Annotated in this window: 19 protein-coding genes; 11 read left to right on the forward strand and 8 right to left on the reverse strand. The window is 66.8% G+C overall.

The window, feature by feature from the left end; genetic code table 11:
- Positions 1-4 precede the first annotated feature (4 nt).
- Positions 5-1,267, reverse strand: coding sequence for an ROK family protein (locus AC5RUQ_RS01790; protein WP_493945696.1), 1,263 nt, complete (start codon positions 1,265-1,267; stop codon positions 5-7).
- Positions 1,268-1,369: 102 nt separating this feature from the next.
- Between AC5RUQ_RS01790 and AC5RUQ_RS01795 the strand changes: the two genes are divergently transcribed.
- From AC5RUQ_RS01795 to AC5RUQ_RS01845, 11 genes are all read left to right on the forward strand, one after another.
- Complete coding sequence (locus tag AC5RUQ_RS01795) at positions 1,370-2,413, forward strand: Gfo/Idh/MocA family protein (protein ID WP_493945697.1); 1,044 nt, start codon at positions 1,370-1,372, stop codon at positions 2,411-2,413.
- Positions 2,410-3,063 carry a hypothetical protein gene (locus AC5RUQ_RS01800; RefSeq protein WP_493945698.1) on the forward strand — a complete coding sequence of 218 codons (654 nt, stop codon included), beginning with the start codon at positions 2,410-2,412 and terminating at the stop codon, positions 3,061-3,063. Before AC5RUQ_RS01795 ends, AC5RUQ_RS01800 begins: the two co-directional genes overlap by 4 nt.
- Positions 3,064-3,392: 329 nt before the next feature.
- Positions 3,393-4,874, forward strand: coding sequence for an MFS transporter (locus AC5RUQ_RS01805; RefSeq protein ID WP_493945699.1), 1,482 nt, complete (start codon positions 3,393-3,395; stop codon positions 4,872-4,874).
- 16 nt (positions 4,875-4,890) lie between these two features.
- Entirely contained in the window at positions 4,891-6,459 is a 1,569-nt protein-coding gene (locus AC5RUQ_RS01810; RefSeq protein WP_493945700.1) for a GMC oxidoreductase, read from the forward strand.
- 287 nt (positions 6,460-6,746) lie between these two features.
- Complete coding sequence (locus AC5RUQ_RS01815) at positions 6,747-7,859, forward strand: MFS transporter (RefSeq protein WP_493945701.1); 1,113 nt, start codon at positions 6,747-6,749, stop codon at positions 7,857-7,859.
- 42 nt (positions 7,860-7,901) lie between these two features.
- Positions 7,902-8,870: a LysR family transcriptional regulator gene (locus AC5RUQ_RS01820; protein WP_493945702.1), complete on the forward strand. Its 969-nt coding sequence runs from the start codon at positions 7,902-7,904 to the stop codon at positions 8,868-8,870.
- A 111-nt stretch (positions 8,871-8,981) separates the two neighbouring features.
- Positions 8,982-9,488: a TetR/AcrR family transcriptional regulator gene (locus tag AC5RUQ_RS01825; protein ID WP_493945703.1), complete on the forward strand. Its 507-nt coding sequence runs from the start codon at positions 8,982-8,984 to the stop codon at positions 9,486-9,488.
- Positions 9,488-10,150, forward strand: coding sequence for a GAP family protein (locus AC5RUQ_RS01830; protein WP_493945704.1), 663 nt, complete (start codon positions 9,488-9,490; stop codon positions 10,148-10,150). Before AC5RUQ_RS01825 ends, AC5RUQ_RS01830 begins: the two co-directional genes overlap by 1 nt.
- Before the next feature lie 102 nt (positions 10,151-10,252).
- Positions 10,253-10,816, forward strand: coding sequence for a DoxX family protein (locus AC5RUQ_RS01835; protein WP_493945705.1), 564 nt, complete (start codon positions 10,253-10,255; stop codon positions 10,814-10,816).
- A 153-nt stretch (positions 10,817-10,969) separates the two neighbouring features.
- Entirely contained in the window at positions 10,970-11,305 is a 336-nt protein-coding gene (locus AC5RUQ_RS01840; RefSeq protein WP_493946377.1) for an SDR family NAD(P)-dependent oxidoreductase, read from the forward strand.
- Positions 11,302-11,508 carry an SDR family oxidoreductase gene (locus tag AC5RUQ_RS01845; RefSeq protein WP_493945706.1) on the forward strand — a complete coding sequence of 69 codons (207 nt, stop codon included), beginning with the start codon at positions 11,302-11,304 and terminating at the stop codon, positions 11,506-11,508. Before AC5RUQ_RS01840 ends, AC5RUQ_RS01845 begins: the two co-directional genes overlap by 4 nt.
- Before the next feature lie 22 nt (positions 11,509-11,530).
- Here AC5RUQ_RS01845 and AC5RUQ_RS01850 read toward each other — a convergent pair whose 3' ends face one another.
- The 7 genes from AC5RUQ_RS01850 to AC5RUQ_RS01880 all read right to left on the reverse strand — a co-directional run bounded on the left by AC5RUQ_RS01850 (position 11,531) and on the right by AC5RUQ_RS01880 (position 18,579).
- Positions 11,531-12,307, reverse strand: a complete 777-nt coding sequence (locus AC5RUQ_RS01850) for an SDR family NAD(P)-dependent oxidoreductase (RefSeq protein WP_493945707.1) — start codon at positions 12,305-12,307, stop codon at positions 11,531-11,533.
- Position 12,308: 1 nt separating this feature from the next.
- Positions 12,309-13,307 (reverse strand): fumarylacetoacetate hydrolase family protein, encoded by a 999-nt coding sequence (locus tag AC5RUQ_RS01855; RefSeq protein ID WP_493945708.1) that lies wholly within the window; start codon positions 13,305-13,307, stop codon positions 12,309-12,311.
- Between the two features lie 11 nt (positions 13,308-13,318).
- On the reverse strand, positions 13,319-14,392 hold the full coding sequence (locus AC5RUQ_RS01860) for an amidohydrolase family protein (protein WP_493945709.1): 1,074 nt from the start codon (positions 14,390-14,392) through the stop codon (positions 13,319-13,321).
- Entirely contained in the window at positions 14,389-15,513 is a 1,125-nt protein-coding gene (locus AC5RUQ_RS01865; RefSeq protein WP_493945710.1) for an FAD-dependent oxidoreductase, read from the reverse strand. The genes AC5RUQ_RS01860 and AC5RUQ_RS01865 overlap by 4 nt, the downstream gene beginning before the upstream one ends.
- A 61-nt stretch (positions 15,514-15,574) precedes the next feature.
- Positions 15,575-16,612, reverse strand: a complete 1,038-nt coding sequence (locus tag AC5RUQ_RS01870) for a cyclase family protein (protein ID WP_493945711.1) — start codon at positions 16,610-16,612, stop codon at positions 15,575-15,577.
- The gene (locus tag AC5RUQ_RS01875; RefSeq protein WP_493945712.1) at positions 16,609-17,553 is read right to left on the reverse strand and encodes a fumarylacetoacetate hydrolase family protein; all 945 of its coding nucleotides are present in this window, start codon (positions 17,551-17,553) and stop codon (positions 16,609-16,611) included. Before AC5RUQ_RS01875 ends, AC5RUQ_RS01870 begins: the two co-directional genes overlap by 4 nt.
- A 6-nt stretch (positions 17,554-17,559) precedes the next feature.
- Positions 17,560-18,579, reverse strand: coding sequence for a VOC family protein (locus AC5RUQ_RS01880; RefSeq protein ID WP_493945713.1), 1,020 nt, complete (start codon positions 18,577-18,579; stop codon positions 17,560-17,562).
- Positions 18,580-18,601 lie beyond the last annotated feature (22 nt).

The raw sequence follows: 18,601 nt of genomic DNA on the forward strand, positions 1-18,601 counted from the left end.
GACCCTAGGCGGAAAGGGCGACCCGTTCCGGCGACGGCCGTCCGTCCGCGAACCAGCGCGGGAAGGTGATATCGAACAGTTGCTCGCGGGCCAGCTCGGCTCCTCCGCGCAGCGGCTCGCGCTCATCGTTGACGGAGAGGGTGATGGTGAGGTCGCGGGTGGCCAGCGGCAGGGATAGTTCGTAGACGCGTTGGCGCACTTCGGCAAGGAACACTTCGCCGGCCGATCCCATGGCACCGCCAATGACAATAACGCCGGGGTTGAACATGTTCACCAGCGCGGAAATGGTCTCGCCCGCCACCCGCGCCGACTTTTGGACGAGGGTAATGGCCAGGGAGTCGCCCGCCTGGGCTGCAAGGGTGATCTCCTCGAGGGAAAGCCCTCCCTTCTTCGCCGGCGCGGCAAGGGAGGTGGTGACGCCTTCCTTGATGGCCTCTTCCGCGTCCCGGACCAGTGCCCAGCCGCCGGCAACGGCTTCCAGGCAGCCGGTCTTGCCGCAGCGGCATTGGGCATCGGAGTCGGAAACCCGGACATGGCCGATGTCGCCTGCCGCACCGTTGGCGCCGCGGTGGATCCTGCCCTTGGACAGCAGCCCGGCTCCGATGCCCGAGCCGATTTTGCAGTAAATGAGGTCCGCGAGCGAGTCGCGCCGGCGGGCACGTTCGCCAAGGGCCAGCAGGTTGGAGTCGTTATCCACCCACACGGGCGCCTTGAGCCGTTCCTCGAAGGGGGTGCGGACGTCGAAGCCGTTCCATCCGGGCATGATCGGAGGCGCCACGGGCTGTCCCGAGGCGAAGTCCACGGGCCCGGGAAGGCCCACCACTACACCCCAGACCGGCACGTCCGGGTACTGCCCGAGTACTTTCTCCACGAGGGCCATGACCGCATCGATGGTTTTCTCCGGACCCTGCGCGATATCCCAGGTGCGGTGCGTGTGTTCCAGGATGTCGCCGTCGAGCGCTGCTACGCCCACCCTGATATGAGCAGCTCCAAGGGCGCAGATAACGATGTGTCCCTGCTCCGCGCGAAAGCGGAGGGTTCGGGGTGCGCGGCCACCGGACGAGGCCCCGAAGTCGCCCTCGCCGAGGAAGCCCATGGAGATGGCCTGATCCACGCGCTGACTGACAACGCCCCTGCCGAGCCCGGTTACCTTGCCGATTTCGGGCCGCGTGGTGGCCTCGCCGGTTCGCACCAGGTTGACGATCCGCAGGAGGCTCGTCACTTCATCCGTCTGTGCCCCAAAGCGGAGGGTGGAGTCTGTGCTCATGGCAACAATTCTCACATAGATAAGCCAACTAAGGTGCGGTTAAGCGCGACTATAGCCAGAAGCGTCCTTACTTAGGAATAATAAGAACAAAAGTGAGGAGCAATGATGCCTTGGAGTGTGGGGATACTGGGCGCCGGGCCGGGCGTTGCGGCGCTGCATCTGCCGGTGCTGGGACGCATGGGGGACCTGTACAACGTGGTCCATATTGCCGACGCCGGTAGTGGCCGTGCGCGGGTGCTTGCGGAAAGGCTTGATGCACGCTGGTCGGAGGGGGAGGCCGACCTCCTCGCCGATCCTGCGGTGGATGTGGTGGCCGTCTGCAGCCCGCCCGGTGAACATGCCCGCCAGATCCTCGGCGCGGTGGCCGCCGGAAAGCGCGCAATCTTCTGCGAGAAACCGCTGGCCACCAGCAGGGATGAAGCCGATGACGTGATTTTTGCATGTCGGGCCGCGGGCACGCTCCTGTTGGTGGGAACCAACCACCTGTTTGATGCTGCATGGGGGCGCGCAAAGCACCATCTTGTCGCCCTGGAGGGCCGCGTGCAGGCCATCTCCGTGACGCTGGCGCTGCCGCCAAACGACAGGTACCACCGGCTGGTGGCTGAGGGCGGTTCCCTGCAGGCTGCCCGGCGGGGACGCCCCGACCTTGGCAACCCGGCGGTGGCGGCGGACGTCCTGCGGCAGTTGCTGACCGGGCTCGCGATCCATGATCTTCCTGCCGTGCGGGATATCGCGCCCGGCATCGATGAAATAGCCTACGCAAGGATCGTTGCGCCCATTGGCTACCTTGTGGGGTACCGGACCGGCGGAGTCCTGGTCCAGCTGGCACTCACCATGCTGCCTGAGGGGCCGGATGCCCTCTGGCGGATGAGCATAGCCACCACCCACGACCACATCGAGGTGAACTTTCCGCCCGCCTTCGTCCATGCCGGAAGCGCTGCCATCCGGGTGCGAAGCGTGGACGGGCACTGGACGGAGTATCCGCGGGATGAGGAAGACGGCTATGTGGCAGAGTGGCGCCTGATGGCCTCGCTCCTGCAAGGTGACGCCCCCGTGGAGTACGACGAACTGCTCGCCGACGCGCATTTTGCCGTCGAGCTGGCCGATGCTGCGGCAGCCAAAGTCCTTGAAGGGGTGCCGCAATGAGCAGGGACGGCGCATTCGGCGTCTTCACAGCGTTGCCTGCCTACGCGGCCGCTGTTGCTGAGCTTCCCGTCAGCGCTGCACTCACAGGGGACATGCGCGGTGCGGTGGTAGTGGTGCCGGGGACCGGGGATTGGTGGCCGGGCATGCTGGCCGCCCGAGCCGGGGGAGCTTCGGCAGTGGTGCTTGCGGATCCTGCTATCCTCCCGGGGGGAGCTGTTGAGTCGGAGCGGTGGCCCGGGGACATCCCGGTGATCGTTGAACGCCCCCGCCTGCGTCCCGATGTTGTGGCCGGTGCGGTTGCGTCAAGGCGAGGCATTGCGGTCCGCCTGGTCACCGTCGAATGTGCCGCCCCCGCTGCAGGCCTTGGTGCGCTGATCTGCGACGGTTTCGGCTGGATGCGTTCGCTTGCCGGCGGAGCCTTGGTGCTTCAATCCAGCATTGCCACCATGCACAGCAGGATCGCTCTCCTGGACCCGCACGAGTGCAAGGGCGGGAGTGCCCCCGCCACCCTTTCGGCAACCGCCATCGGTGGCCTCCGTGCCGGAGGCCTGCTCCAGGTGCTGGCCCTGGGGGACGTTCGGACGGAAGTGACCGTCGACGAGCCCGCCGGCCTGACCCGGGTGGAGACCGTCACCGAAGAAGGGACCTGACGCGCTCCCGCCCGCTATGAGTCCTCGGCGCGCCTGGCCCTTCGCCGGGCGATAAACGCCTGCTTGTCGGGCGAGTGGGCAGCTGACCTGGAAGAGCTGCTCCAGGACATGGCCCTGACCCGGGCCCTGCGCGATGCGTAGGCAGGGCGCCTCACCTACATGTGCGAATCACACAGTCTTATGTTGTTTTCTGACTAAAGTGCAGTATCATGGATAACGGCGCCGGGGTTCCTTCCGGACCCGTTCTCCGGTGTGATGGTGCGTCGGAGGCACACCACGTCGCGTCGACGGCCCGATCGTTCGGGTAGATCACTATGCCACTTTCGCCTTTGAGACTCCGTCTCCTTGTTGTCTCCCTGCTCTCGGTCTCCTTCCTCGGGGCCTTGGACCACACAGTGGTGTCCACGTCCCTGGCCACCATCTCCGGTGAACTGGGCGCCCTGACGCTCATGAGCTGGGTTGTGGTGGGCTACACCCTCGCCAGCACCGTGCTGCTGCCGGTACTCGGCAAGCTCGGTGACGTGCTGGGCGCCCGCCGGATCTTCATCGGTTCGCTGGTGATGTTCCTCGCCGCGTCCCTGGCCTGCGGTTTCGCGACCGACATGGCGTGGCTGATTGCCGCCCGCGTCCTGCAGGGCATGAGCTCCGCGGGCCTGCAGCTGATGTCCCAGACGATCATTGCCCGCGTCACCAGCCAGCGGGAACGGCCCCGCTACATGGCCATCATCGGCGCGGCTTTCCCCATCGCCATCCTGGTGGGGCCGGTGCTCGGCGGTGCCATCACTGACTACTGGGGCTGGCAGTGGGTTTTCTGGATCAATATCCCCGTTGGTGCGGCGGCCCTGGCCCTTGCGCTGCTTGCTGTGCCGCACCTGGAGCCAGGCCCTGCGCCCCGCCACTTCGACGTTGCCGGGGCTGCGGTCTTCACCACCGCACTGGTGGCGCTCGTTCTCACCGTTACCTGGGCCGCCGAACGCAGTGCAGGCTTCGCCACGGCCGCCGCGCTCGCGGTAAGCATCGCCGGCTTTGCTGCCTTCTTTTTTATCGAGCGGCGTGCACCCGAACCCATCGTGCCACTCCACTTCTTCGCCAACCGGACCATCGCCGCCGGCACGGCACTCTCGGCGATTATCGGCGTCGGCCTCTTCTCCATCACCGCCTACCTGCCCACGTACTTCCAGATGGCCTACCAGACCACGGCCACCGTGTCCGGCCTCGTTCCGATCGCCACGGTGTTCGGCATGCTGGTCAGCAACCTGCTGACCGGATGGCTGGCCAGCCGGACAGGGCAGTACCGGGTTTTCCCGATCGTGGGAACCATGATGGGGGCCGCCGGGCTATTGGTGATGGCCATGCTGCCGGTGGGCCTTCCGCTGTGGGTTCCCATGATGGTGATGGCTGTCGTGGGAATGGGCACCGGCGCGTTTATGAGCTTAATCGTGGCCGTAGTCCAGGGCGCCGCCCCAGCCAGCCAGACCGGCACCATCACGGCCACCATCAACCTCGTGCGGCAGGTGGGGTCCACAGTGGCGACGGCGGTCATCGGCGGAGTGATTGGCTTCGGCGTGGCCGCCCTCCTACCGGCAGGCCTTGATGCTTCCACGCTGACGCCGCAGCTGGTGCACGCAGCCGCACCTGAAGTCCAGGCCAGCGTGGCCCAGATCTACAGCTCTGTTTTCACGCCGATCTTCATTGCCCTGGCAGCCACCTACGCGGTGGGGATTGTCGCGGCGGTCCTGCTTCCGCACGGCCGCCTCTCCGACGACCCTGTTCCCGCTTCCACCACCACTTCCGAATCCCTCTCGGCCTGATTTCAAAGGAGACATCATGTCCAACCCCACCATTGCCATCGTCGGCAGCGGACCCATCGGCTCCACTTACGCCCGGGTGCTCCTGGAGCAGGTCCCGAACGCGCGGGTAGTGATGTTCGAAGCCGGGCCGCAGCTCACCGACGTCCCCGGCGGGAGCGTCCGCAACATCCCCAATCCTGCAGAGAAGGCGCGTGCCCGGGAAATGTCCCAGGGGCCGCAGGCCGGCGCCTACCGGGAATCGCTTGGCATTCCTGCAGGCACTGTCACCGAAGGCATGTTCACGGCGCGGCAGGGCACCCACCTCCTGGACTTCGGCGGTGCGGGCTCCGCCCACACCCCCTCCTTCCCGGCCGCGGCTGCGGCCACCAACGTGGGCGGACAGGGCGCGCACTGGACCTGCGCGACGCCGTCGCCGGCCTTCAGCGAGAAGATCCCTTACATCGCCGACGACGAGTGGGATGGCCTGATTGAGGACGCCAAGCAGCTTCTGCACGTCCACAGCGCCGCGTTTGCGGACTCCAAGGTGGGCGAAGCCATCCGGTCCCTCCTCGATGAAGAGTTCGGTGCGGAACTGCCGGAAGGTTATGGGGTGGGCACCCTTCCCGTAGCCGGGGATCCGCAGCCTGACGGGTCCGTACGCTGGGCGGGTGCCGACGTCGTCCTTGGCCCGCTCGTGGACAAGGACAGTCCGCTTTCGAAGCAGTTCGAACTCCGCGATCTCACCCTGGTGCGCCGGGTGGAACTGGACGGACGCCGGGTCACCGGGGTCACCGTCCAGGATCTCCGGACGGGTGAAACGTCATTTGTGGCAGCCGACATCGTGGTGGTGGCCGCCGATGCCTTCCGTTCCCCGCAGCTTTTGTGGGCCTCAGGCGTACGGCCGCAAGCCTTGGGCCACTACCTGACCGAGCATCCCGTGGTCATCTCCACGGTGGCTTTGGATGCCGAGAAGATGGGGCGGTTTGCCACAGAGGAGGACCTCAATGCTGAGCTGGCCAGGCGCGGGCTGAATTCCGCCGATCCGGTGGCGGCAGTGAACCGCATCCCGTTCTCGGAGCCGGAGCACCCCTTCTCGGTCCAGGTGATGTATACCGAGACCACGCCGTTCCCCATGGAGCCGGGCACCCCGTACGCGGAGAACCGCTGGGGCTACGTCAACATGGGCTACGGCCTGCGCAAGCACCCGCGCTACGAGGACGCCGTCACCTTTGACGACAACGAGCCGGACTACCGCGGTTTCCCGAACATGACCATCGACTATGCGCTCACCGAGCGGGAGGAAACGGAGATCGCCCAGGCCACGGAACGGCTGCGCCGCGCCGGCAAGGCCCTCGGCGTCTTTGTTGCCGAGCCCAGGCTGATGCCCAATGGCTCCAGCCTGCACTACCAGGGCACCATGCGGATGGGCGCTAACGACGACGGCACCTCGGTGGCGGATCCGTGGTCCCGGGTGTGGGGCTACGAGAACCTGGTGGTGGGCGGCAACGCGCTCATTCCGACGGCGACGGCGATGAACCCCACCCTGATGAGCGTTGCCATTGCAGTGCGCGGGGCCCGCAAGGTTGCGGAGGAACTGGGGTCCTGACACGCTTCCGGTCCGGTTGTCGCCCTGGGATCCCTGGCGTCCGTCCATCCGTCCCATGGATACCAGCTATCCCAAATCTATGATTCCCGGATAGTCCAAGGGTTGTCAGAGTGAGGGAGGTCACTTTCAGCGCCTAAATCGTGCTGAACCCTCCGTGACCATCAAAGGCTAAGGAATTCAATGGAGAATATTCAGCTCACGGATACCGGGACCAGGAGTGCGGCACCCGGTCCCTCAACGCCGCGCAAGGCCGGACGGCTGCAGGCGACCCTCCTGGTCGCCGGCAGTTGCATGCCGGTGCTGGGCGCCGTCCTTTTGGCACCCATACTGCCCACCTGAACCAGGCGTTCGCGGACACCCCGGGCGTCGCCATCCTGGTGCCGCTCACCCTCACACTGCCCGCGCTGTTCGTGGCACTTTTCTCACCACTTGCCGGTTACGTTGCCGACAGGGTGGGCCGCAAGCAGTTGCTGGTCTTCGCCATGCTGGCCTACGCTGCGTTCGGGACGGCGCCGCTGTGGCTGAACACGCTTGAATCCATCGCACTGTCCAGGGTGGGTGTCGGAATTGCGGAAGCCGCCATCATGACCTGCTGCACCACCCTCATCACCGACTACTACGCCGGCGAACAGCGGAACAAATACCTGGGCCTTCAAACCATGGTCAGCGCGCTCGCCGCCACCGCGTTCTTCGCCCTCGGCGGCGCCCTGGGCAGCATCAGCTGGCGGACGCCGTTCTGGCTCTACGCGGTCAGCGCGGTGATCGTTATCCCCATGATCTTCAAGCTGTGGGAGCCGGCAAAGAACCAGCGCGCGACGGCGGAAAGGACGCCGGTGCCATGGCGGCAGATCGGTGCCCCGGCGGCAGTGACGCTGTTCGGCGGGATCGTCTTTTATGCACTCATCGTCCACCTGCCCTACGTCGTCACCGGACTGGGCGTAGGCGACGCAGCCCTCATTGGACTCGCTGCGGCCATCGCGTCCCTTGCAACCGCAGCAGGCGCCATCTCCTTCCGCTTCCTGGCCAAGCTGGGCACGCGGAACCTGCTGGCGCTCGCCTTCGGGCTGGCCGCCGTCGGACTTTCCCTGGTCTCCGTCGCGGGCAACGTGCCGCTGGCAATCGCCGGGGCCGTGATTGCCAGCGCGGGAACCGGCGTGTTGCTGCCCACCCTGCTGACGTGGGCCGTGAACGGCCTTGAATTCCGGCAGCGCGGGCGGGGCACCGGCGTCTGGACCGGCACTTTGTTCATCGGCCAGTTCCTGACCCCTATCGTCCTCGGCGCGGCCGCGGCGGCAACCGGCAGCCTCAGCCTTGCCCTGGGCGGATTGGGCATCGCGTGCGTAGTGGCTCTCGTGGCTGTCCTGGTGCGGGGACCGCGGATGGTGCCCGCCAGCCACTAACCGCCCCTGGAAGGGCGACTTCGGACGGATAACCTTAGGAACGTGAAGAACCTGGACCTGAACCTGCTGCCCCACCTGCAGGTCCTGCTTGAACTGCGGAACATCTCCCGGGCAGCGGAGCGGCTCCAGCTCAGCCAGCCGGCCACCAGTGCTGCGATGGCCCGGCTCCGGCGCCATTTCGACGACGAACTCCTGGTGCGGAACGGCCGCACCTATGACCTCACGCCCTTTGCGCAGTCGCTGGTTCCGCTGGTTGATGAAGCCATGCTTCACATCCAGCGGGCCACGCGCGTGCGGTCCGGTTTCGACCCCGCCACCAGTGAGCGGGAGTTCGTTATCGCCGCCTCGGACTATGCGGCGGCGCTGATCGTGGGTCCGCTGCGCGGCATCCTGCGCCAGGAGGCCCCGGGCGTGTCAGTGGACTTCGTGCCCACCGCCGGTTCCGGGATCCAGGGGCAGATGGCCGACTATTCGAAGATCGACCTGCTCGTGGGGCCCACCGGGTACCAGATGCAGGGTGCCAGCAAGCAGGTGTTCCGTGACAGCTTCGTGGCGATCGCCGACGCCGGGAACCTCCTGCTCCAGCAGCCCCGGCTGACGTTGGAGGACCTGGCCTCGGTGCCCCACGCCGTCGGCTATTTCGGCGAGGGAATCAGTACCCCGGCGGACAAGCTGTTCGAGTCGCGGGGCATCCAGCGCCGCGTGGCTGCCGTGGTGGCCGGGTTCCTGTCCCTGCCGCTCCTGGTGGAGGGGACCGACCTCGTCGCCTTGGTCCCGCGGATGCTGGCCGCACGGGCCCAGCGCGGCGCGGACATCGTCGTGCTGGAGTTCTCCGAGGGCACGGAAGCTTCCCTGGTGGAGGCCATGTATTGGCACCCGTCCCAGGCGGAGGACCCGGCCAGCGTGTGGCTGCGGTCCGTCGTCCAGCGTTCCTGCGCCCGGCTCCACGAACTCTTTCCCGTCACAGCGCATCCGGTGACTGTCCACGCGGAAGATGCCACGCAGGCGTAGTACCCGCGGACGTTCGTGGTGGACCTCGGGGCCCCATCCGAGGCCTGCTGGAAGCTTTCATTCGCAGTAGCGCGACCGACTGGTCGGTCTGTTTCGTGATATCTTTGCTGCATGACGGCTAAAGAACGCATCCTCGATGCAGCACGACGGCTCGCCATCGAAACGGGGGCGGTGCCATCGATGGACGTGATCGCTTCGGCGGCCGGGGTATCCAAGGGGGGCTTCACACATCACTTCAGAACGAGGTTGGCCCTACTGGCCGGTCTCGCGGAGCACGCGATCGCCTCCATGGATGAGGCCCTCGATGCGGCAGTGGCTACCGGTGATGTCGTGAGGACCTGGTTGCAAATTTCCATGTCCCGGGAGGAAGCAGATCTTTATCGGGCCCTGCTGATGTCCTTCAACGAGGGAGGATCGGACAGCTCCGAGCTCCTGCGCCGGTCGGCCGAGGCGTCCGCCAGGTGGGAACGCTTGCTGGCCGAGGAATTGGGCGATCCCGTCGCCGGGTCCGTAGTCCGGCTCCTTGGCGACGGACTTATCGTCAACGCGTTGACGGGCGACGCCCTGCCGTCGCTCGAGGCCATCCTGGCATGGCTGGACCCGGAGCGGGACACGTGATGAGTGCCGGTCTTCTGTGGGCGATCCTCGGGCTCGCACTGACCGACAGCCTGAATCCTGCGACGATCGTGACGATCACCCTCATCCTCCTTACCGTGCCTCGATACCCGGTTGCCTCGGCCATGTCCTTCGTCCTGGGAGCGTTCAGTACCGTCTTCGTCCTGGGAGCTGTCATCTTCCTGGGCGCGGGGGCGGCAGCAGAAACGGTCAGTGGTGGACTCGTGTGGCTGCGGCGAATCGTATTCCTGATCGCCGCAGGCACCCTTTTCATAGCCGCAGTACGTCGCCTAAAGGACCGCGAGAAAAAGGGCATCGGCCTGCCCTCATGGTTCGGAGTTGGGACGGCTTTGCCTCTCGGCATCCTCGTAACGGGAGCCGACCTGCCCAACGCCTTCCCGTACTTTATCGCCATCGAACGCATGATCGATGCGAACATCAGCACCGGTACCGGACTACTCGCCCTGACCGGATACGCGGTCATATACTGCACTCCCTGCCTGATCCTGCTCGCCCTCGGTATCGCTAACGGCGACCGGGTCCGGCTTCGCCTGCAGAAGGTCTACGACCGCTTTGCGACCGGCACCACTAAACGCTCCATTCCCGCGGCCGTGGCTCTCACGTTCCTCGGTCTCGGCGTGCTAACCATCGCCGTCTGGCCCTAAGCCGCTCACGCACTAAATCCCTCCTGACCGGGAGAGAACGCAGACGTAGAATCGTGCTCACGCCGAGCCGGGCAGCGACACAACCACATACGGAGGACTGTTATGCGCAATGTAACCACCAGCCCTGAGGCGGCCGCCGCCGCACAGACCCTGTTCCGGGTTGGCCTCGGAGGCGTGCTTATCGCGCACGGATCCCAAAAACTTTTCGGCTGGTTCGGCGGGGGAGGCGTTGAAGGCACCAGTAAGGGTATGCACGCGATGGGGTTCCGCCCCGCAAAACCCAGTGCCGTCCTCGCTGGTGTAGGTGAAGCAGGAGCGGGGCTTGCCTTGGCCCTGGGGCTCGCTACCCCCGCCGCCGGCGCCGCTGCTGCCACCACGATGGGAGTGGCGGCCAGCGTCCATGCCCCCAACGGTTTCTTCGCCCAGGAGGGCGGCCTCGAGTACCCCGCCGTGCTGGGGCTGGCGGCAGCGGCGTTCACTATCGGGGGCTCCGGGCCCTTCTCCCTGGATGCACTCACCGGCCACGTCCTGGACCGGCCCTGGATGCGGATCACCGCTTTGGCCGCGATCCCCACAGCCATTGCCGTCCAGATTGCGCGTCGGCGCAAAGCCCTCGCCGCAGACGCTGCAGCCCCGGCCACGGGCACCGCCGTCGAAGACGCATGAACCTGCCCCTGTAAGTATCCAAGCGGCAGATACCACCTAGACCCAGAGGGCCGTTCCCCGGTCAGCCTATCCCTGCGAGAGTCGAAGAAACACGCCTTCGGAAGGACCATTTACGCCTGTCTCCAGCCAGCGCTGGCCGGCAAGACCGCCGTCATCACCGTTACGGCCAGCGGCCAGGGCAGGGCGGCGGCGCTCGCCTTCGCCCGGGCAGGAGCGGTGGTGGTGGGCTGCGACATGGACGACGACGGCGCCGCGGCCACGGTTGAGTCGGTCACCGCCGCGGGTGGCCGGATGAGCAGCAGCCGGGTGGATCTCACGGATGAGGCAGCCGTGGCCGGATGGGCGTCGGATGTCGCCGAGGAACACGGTCAGGTCCACATCCTGTACGCCAACGCGGCAGTCACCCGCTTCGCCCCGGTGGAGCAGCTCACCCTTGCCGACTGGAAATGGAATGTAGAGCACGAGATGGATGTGGTGGTCCGGGCATGATCCGCACCGCGGCTACCGAAGGCAACCTGCTGGCGCCGGACCACCCCATGCGGACCATTGCGGCCAGCATCCCGCTGGGGCGGATCGGGGCGCCGGAAGAAGTCGCCAACTGTGCGCTGTTCCTGGCATCCGACGAAGCGTCCTACGTGACGGGCGCAAACCTAATGATCGACGGCGGATGGTCGGCCGTGCTGCCGGGCTAAGTTTCTGCTGTGGCCTCGGGGACTAGCGCAGGGCGTCGGAGATTGACTTGGCACCGCCGTGGCCTGATTGGCCGCCGTCCACCGGGATCTCCGCGCCCGTCACGAACGAAGAGAGCGGGCTGAGGAGGAAGAGCACGACGCCGGCCACCTCCTCCACGGTTCCGGTGCGGCCCAGCGGGGTTTCGGCAAGCGTGGCCTGTCGGAACGCCGGCTTGGCGCCCGCCGTCATGGGGGTCTCAATAAAGCCGGGGTGCACGCTATTGACCCGGGTCCCGCGGGGCCCGAGTTCCATCGCGGCCACCTGGGAGAGCCCGCGCAGCGCCCACTTGCTCGCGGTGTACGCCACCGGATAATGGGCGGTCAGGCCGGCAACAGAGCCGACATTGACGATCGATGAGCCGCTGCCCATCAGCGGAGACAGTGCCTGGATTCCCAACAGGCTGCCGGCCACGTTCACTTCATAAACCTTCTGCAGGTCTGCCACCGAGGCGTCCAGGAGCCTGCTGCGCTGTGTGATGCCGGCGTTGTTGACCAGCCCGTCCACCTGCCAGCCCCGGGATCGGATCCAGGAAGCGAGGCTGGACCAGCCGGCTTCGTCACTAACGTCCAGCTGCCGGTACACCAGGGCACCGGCCCAAGCCGAAGACTCCGCGCCCAGCCCGGCTGGCATGTCCGCCGTCAGATCCGTGGCGATCACCCGTGCCCCGGCCTCCGCCAGCAGCCGTGCTTCCGCCGCGCCCTGCCCCTGGGCTGCACCGGTGACCACCACGGTCCGGCCGTCAAGGTGAAGGGAAACCACCCTAGATGCCCCAAGGAGCCGCAGCGGCCACCCGGGTGCGCGGGCGGACGCGGGCGGCCACCCGGGTCACAGCCTCGCGCCGGGCGCCCACCGTGTTCTCGATGGTGCCGATCCCTTCCACCGTCATCCTCACCACGTCGCCGGTTGCCAGGGGCGGGGGAGTCTTCGCACCGTTCCGTCCCCACAGCTCGGCGAGGCAGCCGCTGCCGCACGTGCCGGAGCCCAGGACGTCGCCGGGCCGCACCACCGAGTCCTGCGACGCGTAGGCCACCAGCTCGGCGAACGGCCAGCCCATATTGGACAGCAGGTCCTGCCCGATGAGCTGCCCATTAACCTCAACGGCCGTGGAGATGGGCAGGAATCCCTCGGCGTCGTGCCGGTCCTCGAACTCGTCCGCCGTCACGATCCAGGGGCCCAGTGTGTTGGCGAAATCCTTGCCCTTGCAGGGTCCCAGGCTGACCTTCATCTCGCGGCGCTGCAGGTCGCGCGCAGACCAGTCGTTGAGGATTGTGTAGCCGAAGATGTGCCGGTGCGCCTCCGCGGCGGTCAGGTTCCTGCCGTCGCTCCCGGGGACGCGGCCGACGACGGCGGCCACCTCCGTCTCGAAGTCCAGGTCCTCGCAGCCTGCCGGAATACCAATTACCTCGCCGGTTCCGGTCACCGTGTGCGGGTTGGTGAAGTAGAACGTGGGCGCCTCGTACCACTCGGGCACCACGCCCGCCACGCCGTCGATGCTCTTCCGCACGCCTTCAACGTGTTCCTCGAAGGCCACGAAGTCCCTGATGGTGGAGGGAACCAGCGGGGTGAGCAGCTGCACCTTCGACAGTGGAACGGCAGGGGCGGAACCTGCGGTTTCCCGGGCAACGCGCAGGGTTTCGTCCAGTCCGGCGTCCAGCAGCGTCTGGACGCCCTGGCCGGCGGGCATTGCATAGCAGTGTCCGCCGTCCACGAAGCCGGACTGCGTCCCGCCGTCGTGGTTCCAGCGTGCGATCTTGACCATGGAAGTGTTCCTTAAGCAGTAGGTCGGGAGGTCAGGGCGGCCGCCGAGGTGATCCCCAGGGTGCGTGCGTTGCCGCCCAAAACCTGGGCCTCGCCGTCGAACGCCAGGCCGGCATCCTGGACCTCGTCCACCGGAAGGTCGGAGCCCATGTCGAACGGGTAGTCCGAGCCCAGCAGTACCTGCTCCGGACCGGCTGCGGCCACGAGTGCCCGCAGTTCAGCGGGGCTGTGGACGAGCGAGTCGAAGTACAGCTTCTTCAGGTAGGACGACGGCGGTTGTGCGCAGCCGTGTGCCTCAGGCCGGACCTTCCACGCGTGGTCCGAGCGGCCTAGGGTGGTGGGCAGGTAGCCGCCGCCGTGCGCCGCCACAACCTTGAGCTCCGGGTACCGGTCCAGGACGCCGCTGAAGATCAGGTGGGACAGGGCCACCGCGTTCTCGGCGGGTTGGGACACCGTGTTGGCGAGGTAGAAGCGGTCCAGCCGCTCATCCAGCGAGCAGCCGAACGGGTGCAGGAACACCAGTGCACCCAGCTCTTCGGCCCGGCTCCAGAACGGCTCCAGGCGGGGGTCGGAGAGTTCGACGGTGCTGCGCTCCGGATCGTTCGGGGTGGCGGCGAACGATCCGATTTCGACGCCGAGCAGTCCGCACTCGAGCACGGCGTGCTCCAGGGCTTCCACCATCAGGGCGGGGTGCTGCAATGGGACCAGGCCCAGGCCGTTGAGCCGCTCAGGCACGCGGTCCACGAACTCCCGCACGGCCTGGTTGGCTGTCTTTGCCACCTGCAGGGCAAGTTCTTCGCCCGCAAAGTAGTAGAAGTGCGACGGCGACGGGGAGACCAGCTGCACGTCCACGCCCTGGGCATCCATGTCAGCGAGCCGGCGGTCCAGGTCCGTTAGCTGCGGCCATCGCTCCCTGATCATCCGGCCCGAAGCGGCCATCGATTCGGGCCCGTTGCGCCGCACCTCCAGGGCCTGCTGGGCGCCAAAGCCCTCGGGGTCCGCTTCGGCCACGAGCTGCTGCAGGGCCGGAAGCAGGATATGGGCGTGGACGTCAACGGTGGGGGATTCAGTGGTGGGAACGTTCATGCCGGTTCCTTCACCAGGCTGGAGATTGAATGCATGAGGCCGGGCACGTTGGCATCCCGGACGCCGTCGAGCATCCACTGGCCCAGCTGGACGGACGCGTCGACAACTGCCTTTGCCCTGTCCAGGCGCCGGTCGGTGAACTCTTTCCACAGGGTCTCGGTAACGTCGTCGGCACTGATGAGCAGCTCGGCCAGCACGGCCGCATCCTCCATCGCCATGGCAGCACCCTGCGCAATGGTGGGCGGGCAGCTGTGCGCGGCGTCGCCGATGATGACGCTGCGGCCGCGGTTCCAGGGCCCGTCGACCAGGTGGGTGGTGAACCAGGTGTAGTTGATGCGGGCACTGTGGTCCAGGTTGGCGCGGATCTCGTTCCAGGGGCCGCCGTAGGCCGCGGCGAGTTGGGCCATGATGCGGGGGCCGTCCTCGTGCTTGCGCTCCTGGGCCTTCTCCACGAGGTAGGCGTAGATGGTGTCAGGGCCGGTGGGGCAGTAGCCGGCGATGAAGCAGGGGCCGCCGTAGGTGAGATCCGTGCGGACCACTTCCTCGGGGCGCTCCACGAAGGCACGCCAGATGCCCATGCCCGTGGACTGGGGTTCAACCTCGATGCCGATGGCCTTGCGGACGGCAGAGTGCAGGCCATCGGCGCCGATGAGGAGGTCGTAGGTGGCGCTCCCGCCGTCGGCGGTGCTCACGATGATGGACCCGCCGTCGTCCGTTATGCCGGTGACCGTCTTGCCGTAGCTGATCCGGGCGCCTGCCTGCTCTGCACGTTCGCGGAGGATGGCGGTGAGGTCGGGACGGTACATGCCCATTGTGGCGGGGAGGTCATCGCCGCCCGTCCGGATGTCCTCAAGGACGGCGAGGACGGTGCCGGCGGGGTCCGGGGCGCGCAGGCCCAGGGTGCTGAAGCCGTAGCCCTTCGCCTCGACCTGCTCCCAGACGCCGAGTTGGCGGAGAATCCGCAGGGCGTTGCCCTGCAGGGTGATTCCGGATCCAAGGGTCTGCGGTGCTTCCGCCTTCTCGAGGATTTCCACCTGGATTCCGGCGTCGGCCAGGAGGATGGCTGCGGTCAGTCCCGCGGCTCCGGCCCCGACGATTCCGACGTTCTGTACTGCTGCCATCGCTGACTCCTTTGTATTGACGGCGTTACTGCTGGTGGTTTTGTTGCTGTTTTAACTGAAGCTACCGGACGGCGATCGGGTTGACGGGCGATCCGACGGCACCGGTGATCGGCAGTGGCGCGGCGGTGAGCAGGAAGTCGCACCTGCCGTCCGCCGCGCACGCCTCGGCCAGCCCGTCCGGATCCCACATCTCGCCCAGGAACAAGCCCAGGTTGGGGATGGCGATCTGGTGCAGGGGCTGGAAGGCGGCGTCGAACTCGTTGGGCCGGACTTCGAAGCCCCAGGTGTCGGTGGCGATCCCGGCGATCTCGGAGCGGTGCAACCATGGCGCCGTGGTGAAGGACAGGCCGGGGGCAGAACCGCCGGCGTAGTCACCCCAGCCGTCTCGGCGGACCCTGGTGTACTGCCCGGTGCGGATCACTACAATGTCGCCCCGGCCCACCTTCGAGCTTGGGCCCTGCAGGTCGATGGTCCGCTGGAGGTGTTCGGGGGTGATGGCGAAACCGTCCGGCAGTTCGCCGTCGTTCCCTCCCAGTTCGGGGCCGAGCGCCCGGCCAACGTCCAGCAGCACGCCTCGGGTGACGATCTTGGCGGCGGCTGTTTCGATGCCGGTCACCAGGTCGCCCTCGGAGGTGACCACGTCGCCGGCGGCGCGGCCGTTCCAAGCTTTGCCCTGGTCGAAGATGTGGCCCAGGCCGTCCCACTGGGTGGAGCACTGCAGCGGCATGGCGATCACGTCGTCCGCGCCGCCGAAGCCGTGCGGGAACCCCTGGTTGCCGCGCTCTGCGTCCACGCCCGTGTCCGTCATGGTGTGGACGGGGTTGGTGCGGCGGCGCCAGCCCTTTTGCGGGCCATTGGTGTCGAACGGCTGGGACAGCGAGAACGCCTCGCCGGTCTTCACCAGGGCCGCGGCCTCGACACGCTTGGGCGCGTCGATGAAGTTCAGGGTGCCCAGGACGTCGTCCTGGCCCCAGCGGCCCCAGTTGTTGTGGGCCTCGGCCATGGTGCGGATGCTGCCGAGCGGGTCTTCACGCCGGATGACCGGGGAATCGCTTGATTCCCCGGTGCCGGTGGTGAATGCAGTGTCCTGGGTGGTCACTGGACTTCGTCCTTGCAGTGGATGAGCTGGGTGCCCAGTCCGGTGATGGTGCCTTCCATAATGTCGCCGTCCTGAAGGAGGCGTCCCCAGTGCTGGCCGTTGCCTGCCGGGCTGCCGGTGAGCACCAGGTCACCCGGGCGCAGCGGCATGATCTGGGAGGCTTCGCTGACGAGCTTGGCGACGCCGAAGATCATGTCCTGCGTGGACTCGTCCTGCATGGCCTTGCCGTTGAGCTTCAGCGTCACCTGGACGTCCTGCGGGTCGCCGAAGAACTTCGCCGGCACCAGCAGGGGCCCGGTGGGCAGGAAGCCGGGGGCGTTCTTGGCGCGGTACCAGTCCGAGCCGATGGCCGGCATGTCCTTGCGGAAGACATATTCACGGGTGGTGATGTCGTTGACCATGGTGTAGCCGAATACGTAGTCCAGGGCTTCCTCGGGGGTGACGCGGAACGCGGTCTTGCCGATGACTGCTGCCAGCTCCAGCTCCCAGTCGTGGGACTTGGAGTAGGCAGGCAGGGTGAGGTCGTCCGTGGCAGAAGCGATCGCCGTCGGGAGCCCGATAAAGAAGTACGGCGTGCCCTGGCCCGCGCGCTTGTCCATCATGGCGGCCGTTTTGGCGCGCACCTCCTCTTCGTCTTCGCCAGGTTCGCGGTGGGCTGCGGCGAGGTCGATGACGTGCTTGCGGTAGTTCGCGCCGGTCTGCAGGACCTGGGCCGGTTCCACCGGGGCGAGAACCTCGACGTCGGCCAGCGCCAGGCCTGCGTCCTGGCCAGCGGAGGCGGCGAGGGCGTCCAGCTGTGCTTCGGTGGTGTCCCAGTGCTCGATCAGGGAGTTGATGTCCCCGTCCAGCGGCAGGACCCGGTCCTGGACCAGGAGGCCGGCGCGGGCCTTGCTGTCACCCGCCTCCTGGAAGCGGATGAGGGAATATGTTGCTTCAGGCATATCTTTCTAGCCCCGTCCCTGCTTGGCGTAGGGGTTGAGCAGGGCTTCCTTCATTTCGGGGGAGGCGCCTTCTTCGGTGGCGGTGAAGCCCTCGGCCGGCGGGAAGGATTCGGTCATGGAGTGCGGCATGGCGCCGTTCTTGTAGAAGTTGTTGGAGCCCAGCGACGGCTTCCAGGTGTTGGCATCCCAGTCCGGGACGTAGTTGCGGTAGCCGCCCGAGTTGAGCTCGACGCGTAGGCCGGAGGGGTCGCGGAAGTAGAGGAAGTTCTGCTCGCCCACACCGTGGATGGAGGGGCCATATTCCATGGGGGTGCCGTTTTCCATCATGACGTCCGCGGTGCGGAGCAGGTCCTCGGTGGCGTCCACCCAGAAGGCGATGTGGTTGACGCGGCCGGCGCGGCTGGAGGTGTCCAGGACGACGCCCAGGTCGTGGGACTTTTCGTTGGTGGTGAGGACGGAGAAGACGGTGATGGGTGCTTCGTCCAGGTCAACGAAGGCCATAACGCGGAAGCCCAGGGCCTCGTTGTACCACTTGGCGAAGCCGCGGACATCGGAGGATGCCACCGTGACGTGGTCCAGGAAGCGGGGTGCGGCGGCGTGGCTGCTGCGGCGCTCCGGGCGGTCCGGGTAGGTGGACTCGAAGCCGGGCTCGGCCACGAACTTCTCCACGTCATAGAAGAGGCGCATGGGGTGGCCGTACGGGCCAGTGAATTCGTAGGCCTTGCCGAAGCCGTGGCCGCCGGGCGTCCAGGTGCCCTGCACGCCCGTTGCTTCGATGCGCTGGGCTGCGGCTTCAAGGGCTGCCTGTGAGTTGGTGCGCCAGGCCATCCGGCCCAGGGACGCTTCCGGTCCTTCGGTGATGACCAGGCTGTAGCGGTAGTAGTCGCCCCAGCAGCGCAGGTAGACGTTGCCGTCCACGCGGTCGATGATGCGCATGCCGAACTTTTCCTCGTAGAACCGCGCCGAAGCTTCGACGTCCGGAGTGGTGATCTCGAGGTGGGCAAGATGGGAGAGCGGAGTTTCCACGTTGAAGTCCTTCTGGTTACTG

Source organism: Arthrobacter sp. MDT2-3, from assembly GCF_059090465.1.

What these genes read in the sequence shown, in the direction of transcription:
- AC5RUQ_RS01860 (WP_493945709.1), bottom strand. Translation starts at nt 14,392, where the DNA reads ATGAACGTTCCCACCACTGAATCCCCCACCGTTGACGTCCACGCCCAT.
- AC5RUQ_RS01875 (WP_493945712.1), bottom strand. Translation starts at nt 17,553, where the DNA reads ATGCCTGAAGCAACATATTCCCTCATCCGCTTCCAGGAGGCGGGTGAC.
- AC5RUQ_RS01790 (WP_493945696.1), bottom strand. Translation starts at nt 1,267, where the DNA reads ATGAGCACAGACTCCACCCTCCGCTTTGGGGCACAGACGGATGAAGTG.
- AC5RUQ_RS01800 (WP_493945698.1), top strand. Translation starts at nt 2,410, where the DNA reads ATGAGCAGGGACGGCGCATTCGGCGTCTTCACAGCGTTGCCTGCCTAC.
- AC5RUQ_RS01830 (WP_493945704.1), top strand. Translation starts at nt 9,488, where the DNA reads ATGAGTGCCGGTCTTCTGTGGGCGATCCTCGGGCTCGCACTGACCGAC.
- AC5RUQ_RS01810 (WP_493945700.1), top strand. Translation starts at nt 4,891, where the DNA reads ATGTCCAACCCCACCATTGCCATCGTCGGCAGCGGACCCATCGGCTCC.
- AC5RUQ_RS01795 (WP_493945697.1), top strand. Translation starts at nt 1,370, where the DNA reads ATGATGCCTTGGAGTGTGGGGATACTGGGCGCCGGGCCGGGCGTTGCG.
- AC5RUQ_RS01845 (WP_493945706.1), top strand. Translation starts at nt 11,302, where the DNA reads ATGATCCGCACCGCGGCTACCGAAGGCAACCTGCTGGCGCCGGACCAC.
- AC5RUQ_RS01835 (WP_493945705.1), top strand. Translation starts at nt 10,253, where the DNA reads ATGCGCAATGTAACCACCAGCCCTGAGGCGGCCGCCGCCGCACAGACC.
- AC5RUQ_RS01825 (WP_493945703.1), top strand. Translation starts at nt 8,982, where the DNA reads ATGACGGCTAAAGAACGCATCCTCGATGCAGCACGACGGCTCGCCATC.
- AC5RUQ_RS01855 (WP_493945708.1), bottom strand. Translation starts at nt 13,307, where the DNA reads ATGGTCAAGATCGCACGCTGGAACCACGACGGCGGGACGCAGTCCGGC.
- AC5RUQ_RS01865 (WP_493945710.1), bottom strand. Translation starts at nt 15,513, where the DNA reads ATGGCAGCAGTACAGAACGTCGGAATCGTCGGGGCCGGAGCCGCGGGA.